Here is a 16,298-nt window from a genome sequence, read left to right on the forward strand (position 1 = left end):
CATGAAATGTCGGACATTTTAATCGAGGAGTACAGGGGTGCAATTCTAGAAAATGTTCACAGAGGGCACATTTGCGGGGTTGATGAGTACGGCGGAATCAAATATGCGGTTGGGGATGTGAACCGACTCACCTATTTGCGGTCGTCGGCCAAACCTCTGCAGGCTCTTCCGGCGATCAGGAGAGGAATCCAGGAGAAATTCGGCTTAACGGATAAAGAACAGACGCTGCTGGCTGCTTCACATCGGGGAGAGTCCTTTCACGTTGAAGCATTGGAATCACTTTCCCGTAAAATAGGTTTATCGGAAGAAGACCTTCTCTGCCTGCCTACCTATCCGTTGAATCCGGACAGAAGGGACGAAATAGTCAAACAGGAGAGGGAAAAGCGTAGAATTTACCATAACTGTTCCGGCAAGCATTTCGGAATTATGGCGCTTTGTAAACTTCTTGGCGTCAGCATTGAAAACTACTGGGAAAGCGACCATCCGGCACAGAGAGAAATTCTAGCAACCGTTTCCGCCTTGTCGGGAGTCCCCAAAAATGAGATCAGCCTGGGGGTTGACGGATGCGGCGTTCCTGTTTTTGCGCTCCCTCTCAAAAACATCGCCCAAGCGTATTTGCGGTTAGCCTGCCCCGATTTGATTGCAGACGGCGAACTTCGAGAAGCGGTGTACAGGATCACTCAGTTGATGAATGAAAATTGCGAAATGATCGGGGGCTCCCAGCAAATTTGTTCAACCTTATTAGGCGACCCGAATATCGTAGCCAAAGGGGGAGCCAAGGGTATTTATTGTTTCGGACTTAAGGACGAGCGGTTAGGCTTCGCGCTGAAAGTGACCGATGGGTCTGAAGAGGAATGGCCACTGATTGTTGCGGGCATTCTGCAGCAAATCCATTACAAAAACAAGGATACCATCGAAAACATGCTGCATTTGGCGACACGGATGATTATAAACGACAACAACCGCGTTGTTGGTGAAAATAAGGTGGCATTTCAACTTGATTCCACTACAATTTTAGGAAAGGTTGGTGAATGTTCATGAATATTGAAGTCATCCCGACAGATACAATTAGCAAAAGGGTAGCGGATCTATTGGCCGTGCAGCTTAAGAGAAAACCGGCTGCCGTTCTGGGCATGACCACCGGCTCATCACCTGTGAAATACGGCATCTTCGAGGAGTGGATTCGCCGGGAGGGAGAGGGAGAGCTTTGTTTCGATGAAGCGGTATTCGTCAATCCGGACGAATTGGTCGGCGTCGATCCTAGACACCCGGAAAGCTACAGCAGCTATATGGAGCAGCATCTGTTCCGCCACCTTAAGACCCTGCGGAAGCAGACCCATATTCCAAACGGGGCGGCGGCGGATTTGACCGAGGAATGCAAGCGTTTTGATCAGGTACTCCGCGATTTGGATTATGTGGATTGGCAGCTGATGGGACTCGGTCTGAACGGGCATATCGCCTTTATCGAACCCGCTGCGGGGATACCGTCTTCGACCTATGTGACCGATCTGCACGAGGAAAACCGGCCTCATGGTTCCGTTCATTTCCAGGACCGAGAGCAAGTACCTCGGCAGGCGATAACGATCGGGCTGGAAGCCGTTATGAAGACGCGTTCCATTGTCCTCGTCGCTGCGGGTGAAAACAAAGCGGACATCGTCTTGGCATCGTTTTTTGGCCCAGTAACGACCCAAGTTCCAGCGTCTTTTCTGCAGCTGCATCCAGATGTGACGGTAATCCTAGACAAAGGCTCCTCGAAGAATTTACCTATTTAGAGTACGGACAAAGGAGAGTGAGCGGCAGGGGCGATAAGTTTTCATAACTGGCCGTACACGGTTCGGAAGGCAACAGCAGCAAATCCCGTAGGGCCTTCAGCGTATGTTATATGGATGCAGATACGGACTCAAGACTGGCGGATACGTTTAGTCAGTTGCCAACTTATTTTCGAAAGGTACTCGAGAATAATGTTAGCAACTGAGAAATAAAGTCGGGAACTCTTCACAGGCATAAGTTCAGGGGACATAAGTTATAAAGAAGCTCACCAGAAATCGGTGAGCTTCTTCTTTTTTTGTAGAGTTTTATTTGTTTATTTTTTACTTGTACTGTGAAAATACCGACGCGTGGCGGGCTTTCAGTACCTATGCAAAGACGAAGGGCTTAGACCACTACTGCATCAAATCTGATGGGAAGCAGCGTACCATATTCAGAATGTAAACAGCTACCACAGATCACGAAGAACGGTATCAGGAAGAGATCACACTAAAAAGCTTAGCCTCCGTCGTTTATATGAATCCTGTTTATTTGGGTCAAGTATTCAAAAACGAAACAGGCGCAACTTTTACCGTGTACACAACCTCAAAAAATTCGACAATACGGGCGAAGATTTAGAAGATTTGATTTCGATAGGGACGATCGGACTGATCAAAGCTATCGAGTCTTTTCCACCGAATAAGGGCACGAAGCTGGCGACTTTTGCAGCACGTTGTATTGAGAATGAGATCTTAATGCATCTGCGCTCCTTGAAGAAAACACGCAAAGATGTGTCCTTGCATGAGATTTATCAAGGTATATGAAAACGACTGGCATCTCACGGTCTTTAACGCTTGTTGCTGTACCTCTCTGCGACCGCCGACTTTGCTATTCCTCGAATCGTCGACCACCTTGTCTTTCCCTTCGCTTCATATGGTATACTTGGAGCACACTCTTACTTCTTATAGGAGGTTCGATATGACCCGATTCAGCAATGACGCTTACCTAGAAAGCCCTGATTTTCCGTTCCATTCGGGATTATATCGTCTCGAATCCGGCAAGAACATTGAGAAGCATTGTCATGAATTCATCGAGCTGGTATTTATTACGGAGGGCTCTGGAACCCACATTTACAAAGGTGAAAAATATAACATCTGTGAGGGCGACGTATTTATTATCGAGCCCGAGGCGGAGCATAGTTACCTGGTTGACAATGGTCTCAGCATGACCCTCTACAACATTTTGTTTCACAGGTCATTTTTGTCCCACGAATTAGAATCGCTTTCAAAAGTGACGCCATTCGTCAATTTTTTTTATGTCGAGCCATTCTTAAGGTCGACACTGCAGTTCAATTCCCATTTGACCTTAGAGCCCCAGCAGCGTATTGAAATCATGCAAAAGATTAACCACATCATGAAGGAGTACAGCGAAAAGCAGATTGGCTACCGTATTTTGGTGAAAACAGGGCTGATTGAGTTGCTTATCAATTTTAGCCGTTACTATGAGTTACAGCTGCATCGTCCCATGACATCTTTAGGCTCCGAAAGCCAGATAATCGAGCGAGTTTGCGATTATATTGAGCGTCATTACGCCCTACCGTTATCCTTGCTTCAGGTTAGCCAAATGTGCGGGATGAGTATGTCATCTTTTACCGCCAAGTTTAAATTATATACGGGTAAAACATTTATCGAATTTCGTAATGAGTCTCGTATTCGAATAGCAAGAATGCTGCTTGCGGATACGGATGAAAAAATAGTCGAGATTGCACAACAAGTCGGATTTGACGATCTCAGTTCGTTTAACAAACTGTTTAAGAAAATGATCGGTGCTTCGCCAGGTACGTACCGACGTCAACACCGATCTGTACTGCATCATTCTATTACTTAATTTATACTGCTTTTTTTATGACTGGCGAATCAGCTTCGTCACTCGACCGTCGGAAATCCATTCTGCCAAGTAGACGTTCCCTTGGGAGTCGACGCAGACCCCGTGCGGGGAACTGAACTTATCCGGACGATAGTACGATTTAGGTAAGTTCGGCCATCCCACCTGCTTGTAAGCCTGCTGATCCTCGCCGAGATGCGTGATCAATCGATCCTCGGCATCAAGTACAGTGATCCGGCTATTCAGGTCCGGCAAATACACTTCGTCCTGCCAGAAATAAAAGCTACAAGGAAGGTCCAGATTATGCTCAACATAACGCTTATGACGGCCATCCAGCGTAAAGACTTGAATACGGTGGTTGCGTCGGTCCGCCACATAAAGCTCAGGCTCACCTCTGCGCAAATTGATCGAGATGCCGTGTGGCTCAATAAGCTGTCCCTGCTCTGAACCGCGTCCGCCCCAGCTGCGAATGTAGGTGCCTTGTGCATCAAATTGGTGAATGTAGTACTGTCCGTACCCGTCTGCTACATAGATGTCGCCATTCGGCGCGACACAGACATCGGTGGGGACATAGCGGCGTTGTGAGTCATATAGGTCTGGACGGTTTGGAGGCTCTATACGCAGCAGCACTTCACCCTCGAGAGTCGTTTTTACGATGAGGGAACGTTTCGTGTCGGCGAAGTAAAGGAACTCTTTACCTTCGGCGTCGCGATGTAAATAAAAGCCGTGAGCACCGCCTTCAAACTCTTCGCCCCAGGATGTCAAGAAATGGCCGTCCTTGTCAAACACGATAACGGATTGCTTGCCGGTATGGTGGACATAGACCCGATCTTCGGCATCAACACAAATGCCGTGGGTGTACCCGTAAACAATATCTTCTGGCAGCTTGCCCCAATTCGGACTAACTTCATAAGAGTGAGTGGCGTTACCGATAGTAAGTCTTTCTGGCATGGCTTCAATTCCTCCTTGAATGGATGAGATAGTTTATTTTTAAATACTGTGGTCTTTAGCTATAGAGGATTCACTCGTGCAAGAAGAGGAAAGAGACTTCCTTTAATCGGCTTGCCGATCTCAAGCTCTTGTCCGTTCGTAATTGGATGAGATTTGCCGTTATAGGTCGTTCCATCCGGTACGTATATGATCGCCAGCGCCCGACGAGGCTTGTTGGTTACATTTGCATGCGCATAGTGAAAGGTTAAGCCATCATGGAACGTACAGCTACCGGCCTTCATCGGGCAGATGATCGACTTCGTATGCTCGTGCTCCGTGCCCTTTGTATACTCGAAAATGTCTTGGGGATTGGCTAAATCAATCGGATTCAGTTTGCCAATTCTCCTAGATTCCGGGACGAACATCATGCATCCATTCCGCTCATCGACGTCGTCAAGTGCGATCCAGATTGACATAGCCCCATCCTCGTTCATAGGCCAATACGTGGAATCTTGATGCCAAGGCGTCGGCTTGGAGTCTCCCGGCATTTTGAGCAGTGCATGATCATGAAACAACCGCATACCAGAAGCTCCCGTAAGCAAACGTGCCATCTCCGCAAAACGCCCATGTGTGACGTAGCGAGCCATTCCGGCGTGATCGCGCCATGTGTTTACTCGCTGATTCAGCACTCTGTAGTATGCTCCGCCTTGTTTGTCGGTTTGAAACGACATCCCCTGGTCCGCACCCATCGCTTCGTCCAAATATTCCCTCAGTTCATTCAATTCGTCAGGAGTTAAAACGTTATCCACCTGAACGAAACCGTTCTTGCGATAAAAATCGATCTTTTCCTGCTGCAATAGGTTTTGTGCCAACACGTTATTCATTTGACTCCTCCTTTTGTGTTTAGGTTGTCTAACAACTTTTAATAGGACTTCATGCTATAAATGTATCGCAGGATGGACGTTCTTTCTTGGAAAATATGCCGAAAATGTAGGGCAATCTGCCAACGCATATCAAGAGAATCACCATGGCAGCGGCTGACGGCAATTAGATTAATTTTCAATGGTGCGATTGAAAACATCAAATGAACGAGTTAACATGCAGCATGTAAAAATAACTAATAAAAAGTAAAGGTCTTCCTATGTGAACTGCCTTACGTTTTCTCTAGAATGAAGGATAACCAAAAGAATTGCATACCGAAGGGAGTTGCCCGATGGAGAGCTTTAAAGCCCTTAAGGATTATTACCGCGATGAACGAAAAATTATCGCCTTGGCAGTCCTGTGTTTAACCCTCAATACAGCATTAGGCCTTGTATACCCACAATTGATCCGTTATCTGATCGACGTCGTCATCGGTGAAAAGCGATTTGAGCTTGTACCCTATTTAGCTTTTATTGTGATCATTCTTGTGAGTGTAAAAGCATTATTCAGCTTTTTGTATGGACACCTCGGAGGACGTGCGAGTAACCGTGTGACGTTACGTTTGCGAAACGCTCTCTACAATAAGTTGCAGAAACTTTCGTTTACATTCTATGACAAGTCCAAAACGGGTGACTTAATGTCCAAACTTACAGCTGATCTGGACATATTTCGGCATTTTGTTGCATGGGAGTTTGGGCATTTCATAAACTTCTGCAGCTGTATCATTCTCGGCACGATATTTATGACCACCATCAATTGGAAGTTAACGTTGATTGCAATGGTGACGATGCCGGTTATCGGATTTTTAGCAGTTCGGTTCCATGAAAAGATCCATCCGGCATTTCGTTCGATTCGAGAAGCTTTCAGTAGGATGACTTCAGGAGCTCAGGAAAATATATCGGGCGTTCGGACGGTCAAGTCATTTGCTCGCGAATCTCATGAAGTGAAGAAGTTTTCAGAGAGAAACCGGGTCTACCAGGATAAAAACATCGAAACTGCGAATATTATGTCCAAATATTTTCCTGCTATGGAAATTACCGCAAATATGAGTGTTGTTATTCTGATGGGAGCTGGCGGTTATTTGACGCTGCATGGGCAGCTTACTGTCGGTGAATTGGTCGCGTTCTTCGGAATGATCGGATTTATTATCGGTCCTCTTTGGTCGCTAGGCTACCATATTAATATTTACACGCAAACAAAGGCTGCGACTGAACGTCTGGTAGACGTCTTACATCAGTATGAGCATATCAAAAACAAGCAGGATGCACTGCCGGTAACTGATGAACAGTTCAGAGGTCATATCCATTTTGAAAACGTTTCCTTTTCTTACGACGGTCAGCAAACCGTATTAAAAGAGATGTCGTTTGATGCTCCCCCAGGACATATCATTGGCTTACTTGGAGGAACGGGCTCGGGTAAAACGACTACCGCACTGCTTATGTTAGGTGCTTATTCGGTCAAGGAGGGGAGAGTCACAATCGATGGGGTTAATCTCGAGGAATACCGACTTGAGCAATTCCGCGAACGAATGGCTGTCGTATTTCAAGAAACGTTCCTCTTCTCATCGACGATTCGTGACAATATTGCATATGGGCTAAACGACGCGACGACGGATCAAATCGTTGCCGCCGCTAAACTGGCGCTAGCCCATGAATTCATTATGGAGCTTCCATTAGGCTATGATACAGTCGTAGGGGAACGCGGGCTTGGACTATCGGGCGGTCAGAAGCAGCGAATTGCGATCGCAAGGGCTCTGATCCGAAAGCCGCGTATCCTTATTCTCGACGATGCCACCAGTGCGGTCGATATGGAAACGGAGTATGAAATCCAAAGGAGCCTTCGTTCTCTCCAGGGCACGACCATCTTAATTATTGCCAATAGGATCTCATCGCTGCAGCATGCAGATGAAATCATTGTGCTTGAAAAAGGCATGACTGTCGAACGTGGCACTCACACCGAACTTCTGAGAAAACAAGGGCATTATCTTCGGACCTATAACATCCAATATATAGACTATTTGGAAAATCAGCTGACTGAATTGGTGGAGGGGGAGAACATTGAGCCAGACGAAATTCAGAGAGACCACGCAAAGCAAGCATGAAATTCGCCATCAGGGACGCCCAAGATTCATCTACCAGGAAGACGAAGAGATGGAAAAAGCATTTAGCTGGAAACAAATGCGAAGGCTTCTTCATTACTTGCTCCCATACAGGCGGCAAGTGATCCCAATGACTTTGTTTTTTATGCTTGTTGGGACGGTTACGAAGCTAGGCATACCGCTGCTCATGAGCTGGTGTATCGACAAGGTGCTGATGAAGGGCAACGGAAGTATGCTTCCGTTATATGTGGGGAGTATGCTCCTCTTATACGTGCTTCAATGGGGCGCGAATGTCGGTCGAATTCGATTGACGAGTATTATGGGACAGAAAGCAATTTTTGATTTGAGGGCGGATTTGTTTCAACATATCCAGAAATTGTCCTTCCGTTTTTTTGATAAGCGTCCCTCAGGCTCCGTGCTTGTACGGGTCACTAATGACGTCAATGCCCTGCAGGATCTTTTCGCGAACGGGGCCGTCAATACGCTGATCGATTTTATTCAGTTGATCGCCGTCATGGTTATTTTACTTATCTTAAATGTAAAGCTCGCGCTTGCCATTATGCTGATCGTTCCGCTCATGTTCTTCGTGTCACAGACGGTCCGCCTTGGCATTCGTCATGCATGGCAGCAGGTACGGACACAGCAATCGCAAATAAATGCTCATCTTAATGAATCTATCCAGGGAATCCGTATCACACAAGCTTATACCCAAGAGCAGGCGAATATACGATATTTCTCAGAAATGAATGAACGGAATCGGTTGAAATGGAATCGAGCCATGACAATAAATAATACGTTTGGCCCTCTGATGGAGATCACGATGGCAGTCGGTACGTTCATCCTGTTCTGGTACGGATCGTATCAAGTTCAGTCAGGTGCGATCACGGTCGGGATGTTGGTGGCGTTTGCCAATTACATTGGAAGCTTTTGGGAGCCAATTAATCGCCTTGGAGGAATGTACTCCCAGCTTCTGGTAGCCATGGCCTCGTCAGAACGTATTTTTGAATTTTTAGATGAAAAACCGGTTATCGACGACAAGCCGGATGCTGTAGAGTTACCTCCTATTAAGGGGCAGATCCGAATGAATCAGATCGGCTTTGAATACGAGGAGGGGAGGCCTGCATTGAGAGGGATTACCTTGGAGGCCGAGCCGGGTCAATCGGTAGCGCTTGTAGGCCATACGGGTTCGGGGAAAAGCACAGTCATTAACTTGCTTTGCCGCTTTTATGACCCGTCTGCAGGGAGCATCGAAATTGACGGATATAATTTGCGGGACGTTACTTTACAAAGTCTTCGAACACAAATCGGGATTGTTCTGCAGGATACGTTCATATTTTCGGGCTCGATTCGAGACAATATTCGCTTTGGCAAGCTCGAGGCCACGAATGAAGAAATAGAATGGGCTGCAAAGGCAGTCCATGCCCACGATTTTATCTGTAATCTCCCGAATGGCTACGATACAGAGGTGGAGGAACGAGGTAATATTCTGTCGATGGGTCAAAGACAACTGATATCATTTGCCCGTGCGCTGTTAAGCAACCCGCGCATTCTCATACTGGATGAGGCGACCGCCAGCATTGATACCGAGACGGAACTGAAAATACAAGAAGCGTTGAAGGTATTGCTTGCCGGAAGAACCTCCTTCATAGTCGCGCATCGATTGTCCACGATTCGAAACGCCGATAAAATAATTGTCTTGGATCACGGAAAAATCAAAGAAGAAGGCAAGCATTTGGAGTTAATGGAGCGTCGCCGTGATTACTACGGATTGATCAAATCGCAATATAAATTAATTGAAGAGGGGCTACAGCGTGAACGAGCATAAAAGTTCTGAGTCTTGGAGTAAGGAAGACATATGCGCTCATCTAGGGGACGACTATGACCGGTTTCATGGCGCAATCGTTCCGCCGATCTTTCAGAATTCGCTGTTTACGCGTAAAACGATCAATCATGGATACACGTATACGCGAGTAACGAACCCTACGACTGAGGTTCCGGAGAAGAAAATTGCCGCTTTAGAGGAGGGGGAAGAAGCAAAATGCTTCTCCTCCGGTATGGCCGCCATCACCTCATCTCTTTTGAGTGTGCTCGAGCAGGGGAGCCACGTCATATGTCCGAAAAGTGTCTATACGCCGACAAGAGCATTTTTGGAATCGTATATGAACCGATTTGGTGTGGAAGTGTCATTCGTTGACTCGGAGTCTGTGGAAGCGTTTGAACAGGCGATTCGTTCGAATACGAAGGCGATCTTTTTGGAAAGTCCGGTCTCCAACTTATTTACAATGCAGGATTTGGCGGAGCTGTCTCGGCTCGCGCGCACCTACAATATTAAAACGATTATCGACAATACATGGGCGACCCCCATGTATCAGAATCCGATCCGGTACGGGATTGATCTGGTCGTTCATTCCGCCTCAAAGTATTTGGGAGGGCATAGCGACATCATCGGCGGTGTAGTCATCGGTAAAAAGGATACGATGACAGACATCATGCACCGCGAAAGAGGCATGCTCGGCGCCATCATGGATCCTCATCAGTCCTGGTTACTGCTTCGCGGGCTCCGGACGCTTCCGATCAGGATGCGACAGCATCAGGAAAGCGCCATGAAGGTGGCGAAGTTTTTGGAAGATCACCCGGCTGTTTCAAGCGTTTACTACCCGGGTCTTACAAGCCATCCTCAGTATGAACTCGGACGTAAGCAAATGTCAGGCTACTCCGGTTTGCTAAGCTTTATTCCGAAAGGCAGCCCCGAACAAATTCGGGCTTTTATGAAGGGCTTGCAATATTTTGAGGAGGGGCCGAGCTGGGGAGGATTTGAAAGTCTAATCAATGGGCCTGGACTTGGAATTTCAGAAGAAGCTTCCCGCATTACTGGCATTCCTTCGGGTTTACTTCGAATCTCAGTCGGTCTGGAGCAAGCGGAAACCCTTATCGAAGATTTGGATCGAGGCCTGCGTTCCATGAAAGCTTGAACGCACATTTGATCTGACGTTTCCTGATGACAGGAGGAAATTAAGATGGAGAATCAACAGATGATGATTATTGGTGACATAATGTCCCGTTATCGGGAAGAGATCGTTCATCATATTGCTGAATTAGTTAAAATCCGGAGCGTCCAAGAGGATGGAGAGCCGGGAAAACCATTTGGTAAAGGAGTCAACCGAGCGCTGGCGTATATGCTTACTTTAGCAGACTCCCTAGGTTTCCGGACAGCGAATATAGACGGATACGCCGGCCATGCAGAATATGGGAGCGGTGAACGATTGACGGCAATTTTAGTTCATTTAGATACAGTTCACGAAGGTACTGGGTGGAGTTATCCACCGTTCGGAGGCCTTATTGAAGAAGGGAAAATCATCGGAAGAGGGGCTTCCGACAACAAAGGGCCGGCCGTTGTCGCCTTATTCTGTATGAAGGCCATTCGCGACCTCGGCCTCCCGATCAGCAGCCGGATTAGAATTATTTTCGGAACGAACGAGGAAAGCGGCATGCAGGATATGGATTATTATTTTTCTAAAGAACCGCTGCCGGATTTTGCGTTTGTCCCGGATGCTGGTTATCCGATTTTTAATGTGGAGATGGGTAACGTGAATGTCGCGATATCTCAAACCACTAATCGGCAGTTTGACCAGGAGCAGATCCCAATCGTTAGTCTGGCAGGTGGAGTGCCGATGGTACTTGTGCCAGAGATGTGCAAGGTCCGAATCAAATCCGATTTGCTCACGGAAGCCGACAGGAATGAGCTGCTGAAAAGTCAAACGAATCTGATAGTGGAAATGAAGGATGAAGGAGATATTGAAATCACGGCAGACAGTGCAGCCGCAGATCGGTCCAGTAATGCGGTAGCCGATATCATGGCATGGCTTGCCGGACTCCGGTACAAAACCGATGCCGACTCGATGGTAGTTTTTCTAAACGATAAGCTTGGACATGAGACTTCCGGAGAATCGCTCGGCATACACTGCAGCGATGAGGCTTCAGGATCTACCGTTGTGTTTCTCAAGCAAATTGTCAAAGAAGATGGTATTGTAACTGCTGTTTTAAATATTCGCTACCCTGTTACTGCGGACGGTGACCGTTTGCTGGGGATCGTTGAGGAACAAGCTCGATCATACAGGCTGAAAATGAATATAATCCGTCATCTTCGTCCTGTGTATGTCCCTCCCCAGGCTCCGATCATCCGTCTGTTAAGCCAGGCATTTGAACGTTCCACAGGAGAAAAAGCGGAGCTGCTAAAAATGGGAGCGGGTACTTATGCTCGTAAACTGAAAAATAAGGGTGTTGCCTTTGGTGCCGGGCTGCCCGGAGGCATCAATACGAACGTACATCGACCTGACGAGTTTGTCCGCATTGAAGATATGATGAAACACGCTGAAATTTGTCTACAGGCACTATATGAGCTAGCGACAGCAGATACAGAGCTTTCCTAAAAAAGGATGGCAGTGAACAGTCTAGACTTCTTCACTGCCATCCCTTTGTATTCGGAGGTCTGGAACGATGGCCGGGTAAGGATCGGAAGGAACTGCCCCGTTACTTAATACAAATTTAAAGGAGACTGACCTAAAATGAACGCTCAACCTACTAAGGCAAAGCAACATTACGATCAGCTCGGATACACGGTGTATACAGATGTTTTGGATATGGAATTGATCCGAGAAGCACAAGAGCATATAGCCTGGTTGATGAAGAAGCATCCAGACAAGCGTCCCGAACTGTTGACCCATAATTTGGTTGCCAACGATCCGTTCTGGATTCGGCTGATCAGCGATCCGCGTCTTCTGGATATTGCTGAGCAATTCATTGGCCCGAACATCGCCTTGTTCGCTTCTCACTACATTTGCAAACCCCCATACGATGGGCAACCCGTTCTTTGGCATCAGGATGGCAGCTACTGGCCGCTTGAGCCGATGGAGGTTGTGACCTTATGGCTGGCGGTGGACGACTCGGTTCGGGAAAACGGTTGTATGCGCGTAATTCCCGGTACGCATACGATGCAGTTGCAGCAGATGCACCGGAGGAAGGACATTCCGAATGTTCTCGATTCCGAGGTGGATCCGTCTCTTGTGGACGAAGCCAAAGCGGTCGATTTACTTTTGAAGGCGGGAAGTGTTTCTGTTCATAATCCGAACATTATACATGGATCTGAGGCAAACCATTCAAATATGAGACGCTGCGGATTGACGATCCGGTATATTCCGACGACGACCCGAATTACCGCCCCGGGGCAGTGGGCATCCGCCTTCTTACTTCGTGGGGAAGCCGTTCCTGGCATCAATACATATTTGCCGTTTCCGAGATATGTGGAGGGAGAGCACATGCCGTTTCGCGGATGCGAGCAATGGCGTTCGGAGTAAAGAAGGGGAGTGGAAGGGATGGACATACCTAAGGTGTTATCAGAATTAGCTGGTGATATCGACCGGCTCCGTGGAGAACTTCAAGCAAAAAAGGAGCAGCTTCAATCGATCTCTTCTCTGAAAACATGGCATTATACCAATCGCATTGTTCCGGTAGAACAATGCCCGGCCCAACATAAGGAGTGGACGGAAGCCCATATTCGCTTTGCTTGGCCTCCTCAAGAAAGCGATAAGACGTTTTACCGTCAAATTCGACTGCCGGCACAAAATATGGGGCTTGATCTCGTTCAATCAGAGGCTTTTCTCGAGCTTTGTCTTTTGATCGGCTCACACATATATATTAACGGCGAGCTTGTGTATGCAGTCGACTATTGGGCGGATACGAAGGTCGTTCCAATTCCGCTGACGAATTCGGTTCGCGGTAATGAAATTTATGACGTCGTTATCCATTGTCGCAAAGGTGACGGTTTCGGTTATTTTCATGACGCGGATCTTAGAATCAGCGCCGTGGAGGAATGGTTCTATACGCTAGATACGTTTTCAGAGGAGCTTCGATTCGTTCTATTTATGCTGCAGAACGGGGATACGGAAGAAGCTGATCTGATCGAAGCGGTAAAGGACTCTTTGGAAACGTTCTCATATTCGGCGCTCAAGGATAACTGTTGGGAGGAGCTGAATTGCTCCATCTTGGAGGTACGGGAGAAGCTTCGTTCGTTTGAGCCTTATGCGAAGCTGTACCGGATTTATTTGGTAGGCCATGCCCATATCGATATGAACTGGTTATGGCCTTGGAAAGAAACGGTAGATTTAATCCGCAGGGACTTCGAATCGGTAAACGCCATTATGGAAGAATTCCCGGATGTTTGCTTCTCTCACAGTCAAGCCGTAACTTATAAAGCCATGCAGGAGCAATTTCCTGAGCTGTGGACCCAAGTCAAGGCGCGAATCGATCAAGGACGCTGGGATGTTACGGCCGCAACTTGGGTGGAAGGTGATTTAAACATGGCCGGCTATGAGACCATGATTCGTCAATTCGTCGAAGGAATCTCATATTGCCGAGAGGAGCTTGGAGTATCCCCTGAAATTTGCTGGGAGCCGGATACATTTGGGCATCCGGCTACGATGCCGAAAATTTTAGCCCATGCCGGGATGAAGTATTATTATTTTTGCAGGGTCGGTAAAGGCGTACCGCTATTCTGGTGGGAAAGTGACGACGGCTCGCGTGTCCTTGCCTTCAATGATCCCCGTCACTATAACGGTAGGATTTACGCTTCCGACATCGTTCCAGGTACGATCGAGATGGCGAGTGCATACGGATTGTCCTGCAATATGTACGTGTACGGAATAGGCGACCACGGTGGCGGCGTGACCAAGCAGGATATCCGCAGGGGATTAAGGCTGAATGAAAGCTGGCTTTTGCCTCAGTTCTTATTCTCTGGAAGTACGGCATTCTTTCGGGATGTGGAGCAATCGGGCATCCGTTTGCCGATAATTAAGGGGGAACTGAATCCGGCCTTTGAAGGCTGCTACACATCTCACGGCGACATTAAAAGAGCGAATCGGGAAACGGAGCATGCTCTTGTTCAGGCGGAATGCCTGGCGGTGATCGCCGATCTATATCCGCCGGCAGCATTAAAGACAACGTCTGCGATAACGGAAACAAGAGAAGCTTTGCGGGAGCCGTGGCGTACGCAGTGCTTCAATCAGTTTCATGATATCATTTGCGGATGCGCTATTCGTTTGACTTATCAGGATGCGGTTCCAGCTTCTCGGTCTGCACGCTTAATTGCAGAAAACGAGTCGTACCGGGCAATGGAGCGAATGGTCCCGCCTCTCCCAGCCCAGGGTTTAGAAGGTGGGAGCCAAAGCAGCACTCATCCGATCGTCACTGTTTTCAACACGCTATCCTGGGATCGGACCGATGTCGTAATGCTGAACCAGAGCAATTACCCGCAGATTGACAATTGGGAAACCGGCGATGAGTTGATTGATGGAGCGGGAAACCGGGCTTTGATTCAAAAATTAAAAGACGGTTCAGCCGTTTTTTTGGCCGAACGAATTCCTGCCTTTGGTTTTGTCTCTTATCGTTATTCGAAGGGTTCAACTGCCAAACCTACAGCGGGCAATGACGTTTCGGCAGTTAGTGGAACACAGGTGCTTGAGAACAGCCAGTATCGTCTCTCGGTCAACGGCGGTACCGGCATCGTCTCGAGCCTTTATAACAAAACGCTCCGCCGTGAGCTGACGGGAGCCGCAGGCTTTAACCTGTTTGAAGTTCACGACGAGGCTCCTCATGGCATGTCCGCTTGGAACATCGGCCCGATCACCCGAATTCATCGGCTTCTCCGCGGATCGGAGGTCTATCCAGGTGAAAGCGGGCCCGTGTTCCAATCCTTGATTGTCGTACACCGTCATCAATCCTCCGAAATTCGACAGGAGATACGAATGTATGTAGGAATCGAGCGAATCGATTTTTTAACCAAAATCAATTGGCAGGAAAAGGGGACGTCCGAAACGGATGCCCCAATGCTGAAAGTATCGTTTGCGACTGATTTAAGAACGCCGGAAGTCATGTTCGACATTCCGTTTGGCACAATACGGCGCGAACCTAACGGGCAGGAAGTGCCTGCCCTTCACTGGTGCGGCCTATCGGAAACGAATGCCGATGGCTGCGGGATTGCACTGCTTAATAACGGAAAATACGGCTGTTCCGTCCAAGGCTCGACAATATCGCTCACTCTTCTTAGAAGCTCTTACGAACCCGACAACCTTCCGGATATCGGTTTGCATGAATTCGCCTATGCGATTTATCCTCATGATTTCGAATGGAGAGAAGGACAAGCTGATCGAAGGGCGTGGGAGTTCAATCAACCCTTAGCTGCATTTATGTCTGAAATAGGCAGTTCTCCGATATTGGAAACGTTCGGCGCATTTCGAATTGAGGAGCTTCGCTCCTCGGGGTGGCAGCCGTCCGAAAGCTTGCTTGCAACTGCGCTTAAGCCGGCTTCCGGAAGCTCTGGTTCGCAAGCGGATTTCATAGTGCGGATTATTGAGTCACATGGAAGATCGGTACGGGCGCGACTTGCGTTCACGTTCCCTATCGAATATGCGGAAGAAGTGAATCTTGTGGAAGACAGGATAAGACGCTTACCTCTCGATAAACAAAATGAACTCGATTTAGGGACGATAATGCCTGGAGCGATAGTTTCTCTGCGAATACGGACAGCGTTGGGCGGGAAATCGAGTTAATAAAATTCGAATCGGAGAGATCGGGGACAACCCCTGGTCTTTTCGTGCATTTAATATGAACAGAAGGTAGTTTATTTAGAAGTTGCTATGTTATTATAAAAAAAAGCTTAACAGCC

The 16,298-nt window shown here is 47.7% G+C and carries 11 protein-coding genes and 2 pseudogenes; 11 read left to right on the plus strand and 2 right to left on the minus strand.

The features are described from left to right. Positions 1 to 6 precede the first annotated feature (6 nt). The 5 genes and pseudogenes from AC58QC_RS06570 to AC58QC_RS06590 all read left to right on the plus strand — a co-directional run bounded on the left by AC58QC_RS06570 (position 7) and on the right by AC58QC_RS06590 (position 3,633). Positions 7 to 1,041, plus strand: a complete 1,035-nt coding sequence (locus tag AC58QC_RS06570; RefSeq protein WP_497414388.1) for an asparaginase — start codon at positions 7 to 9, stop codon at positions 1,039 to 1,041. Beyond that, a complete protein-coding gene (locus AC58QC_RS06575; RefSeq protein WP_497414389.1) occupies positions 1,038 to 1,772 on the plus strand; it encodes a glucosamine-6-phosphate deaminase in 735 nt (244 codons plus the stop codon). Before AC58QC_RS06570 ends, AC58QC_RS06575 begins: the two co-directional genes overlap by 4 nt. A gap of 337 nt (positions 1,773 to 2,109) precedes the next feature. Continuing rightward, positions 2,110 to 2,222 (plus strand): annotated as a pseudogene (locus AC58QC_RS06580) (IS1595 family transposase); the annotation flags it as partial. 87 nt (positions 2,223 to 2,309) lie between these two features. Beyond that, positions 2,310 to 2,552, plus strand: a pseudogene (locus AC58QC_RS06585) (sigma factor); the annotation flags it as partial. 172 nt (positions 2,553 to 2,724) lie between these two features. Further along, complete coding sequence (locus AC58QC_RS06590) at positions 2,725 to 3,633, plus strand: helix-turn-helix domain-containing protein (protein WP_497414390.1); 909 nt, start codon at positions 2,725 to 2,727, stop codon at positions 3,631 to 3,633. A gap of 15 nt (positions 3,634 to 3,648) precedes the next feature. Here the strand turns inward: AC58QC_RS06590 and AC58QC_RS06595 are convergent, their stop codons facing one another. Next, positions 3,649 to 4,581, minus strand: a complete 933-nt coding sequence (locus AC58QC_RS06595; protein ID WP_497414391.1) for an NHL repeat-containing protein — start codon at positions 4,579 to 4,581, stop codon at positions 3,649 to 3,651. Between the two features lie 59 nt (positions 4,582 to 4,640). Then, positions 4,641 to 5,444: a phytanoyl-CoA dioxygenase family protein gene (locus AC58QC_RS06600; protein WP_497414392.1), complete on the minus strand. Its 804-nt coding sequence runs from the start codon at positions 5,442 to 5,444 to the stop codon at positions 4,641 to 4,643. Between the two features lie 329 nt (positions 5,445 to 5,773). Between AC58QC_RS06600 and AC58QC_RS06605 the strand changes: the two genes are divergently transcribed. The 6 genes from AC58QC_RS06605 to AC58QC_RS06630 all read left to right on the plus strand — a co-directional run bounded on the left by AC58QC_RS06605 (position 5,774) and on the right by AC58QC_RS06630 (position 16,182). Further along, entirely contained in the window at positions 5,774 to 7,582 is a 1,809-nt protein-coding gene (locus AC58QC_RS06605; protein WP_497414393.1) for an ABC transporter ATP-binding protein, read from the plus strand. Beyond that, on the plus strand, positions 7,539 to 9,404 hold the full coding sequence (locus AC58QC_RS06610; RefSeq protein WP_497414394.1) for an ABC transporter ATP-binding protein: 1,866 nt from the start codon (positions 7,539 to 7,541) through the stop codon (positions 9,402 to 9,404). Before AC58QC_RS06605 ends, AC58QC_RS06610 begins: the two co-directional genes overlap by 44 nt. Then, the gene (locus AC58QC_RS06615) at positions 9,391 to 10,551 is read left to right on the plus strand and encodes a trans-sulfuration enzyme family protein (protein ID WP_497414395.1); all 1,161 of its coding nucleotides are present in this window, start codon (positions 9,391 to 9,393) and stop codon (positions 10,549 to 10,551) included. The genes AC58QC_RS06610 and AC58QC_RS06615 overlap by 14 nt, the downstream gene beginning before the upstream one ends. Before the next feature lie 45 nt (positions 10,552 to 10,596). Further along, positions 10,597 to 12,009 carry a Sapep family Mn(2+)-dependent dipeptidase gene (locus AC58QC_RS06620; protein WP_497414396.1) on the plus strand — a complete coding sequence of 471 codons (1,413 nt, stop codon included), beginning with the start codon at positions 10,597 to 10,599 and terminating at the stop codon, positions 12,007 to 12,009. 135 nt (positions 12,010 to 12,144) lie between these two features. After that, positions 12,145 to 12,933, plus strand: coding sequence for a phytanoyl-CoA dioxygenase family protein (locus AC58QC_RS06625; protein WP_497414397.1), 789 nt, complete (start codon positions 12,145 to 12,147; stop codon positions 12,931 to 12,933). Positions 12,934 to 12,951: 18 nt separating this feature from the next. Further along, complete coding sequence (locus AC58QC_RS06630; RefSeq protein ID WP_497414398.1) at positions 12,952 to 16,182, plus strand: alpha-mannosidase; 3,231 nt, start codon at positions 12,952 to 12,954, stop codon at positions 16,180 to 16,182. Positions 16,183 to 16,298 lie beyond the last annotated feature (116 nt).

It is taken from the genome of Paenibacillus sp. J22P51, assembly GCF_059692215.1.

What these genes read in the sequence shown, in the direction of transcription:
- AC58QC_RS06570 (WP_497414388.1), top strand. Translation starts at nt 7, where the DNA reads ATGTCGGACATTTTAATCGAGGAGTACAGGGGTGCAATTCTAGAAAAT.
- AC58QC_RS06575 (WP_497414389.1), top strand. Translation starts at nt 1,038, where the DNA reads ATGAATATTGAAGTCATCCCGACAGATACAATTAGCAAAAGGGTAGCG.
- AC58QC_RS06590 (WP_497414390.1), top strand. Translation starts at nt 2,725, where the DNA reads ATGACCCGATTCAGCAATGACGCTTACCTAGAAAGCCCTGATTTTCCG.
- AC58QC_RS06595 (WP_497414391.1), bottom strand. Translation starts at nt 4,581, where the DNA reads ATGCCAGAAAGACTTACTATCGGTAACGCCACTCACTCTTATGAAGTT.
- AC58QC_RS06600 (WP_497414392.1), bottom strand. Translation starts at nt 5,444, where the DNA reads ATGAATAACGTGTTGGCACAAAACCTATTGCAGCAGGAAAAGATCGAT.
- AC58QC_RS06605 (WP_497414393.1), top strand. Translation starts at nt 5,774, where the DNA reads ATGGAGAGCTTTAAAGCCCTTAAGGATTATTACCGCGATGAACGAAAA.
- AC58QC_RS06620 (WP_497414396.1), top strand. Translation starts at nt 10,597, where the DNA reads ATGGAGAATCAACAGATGATGATTATTGGTGACATAATGTCCCGTTAT.
- AC58QC_RS06625 (WP_497414397.1), top strand. Translation starts at nt 12,145, where the DNA reads ATGAACGCTCAACCTACTAAGGCAAAGCAACATTACGATCAGCTCGGA.
- AC58QC_RS06630 (WP_497414398.1), top strand. Translation starts at nt 12,952, where the DNA reads ATGGACATACCTAAGGTGTTATCAGAATTAGCTGGTGATATCGACCGG.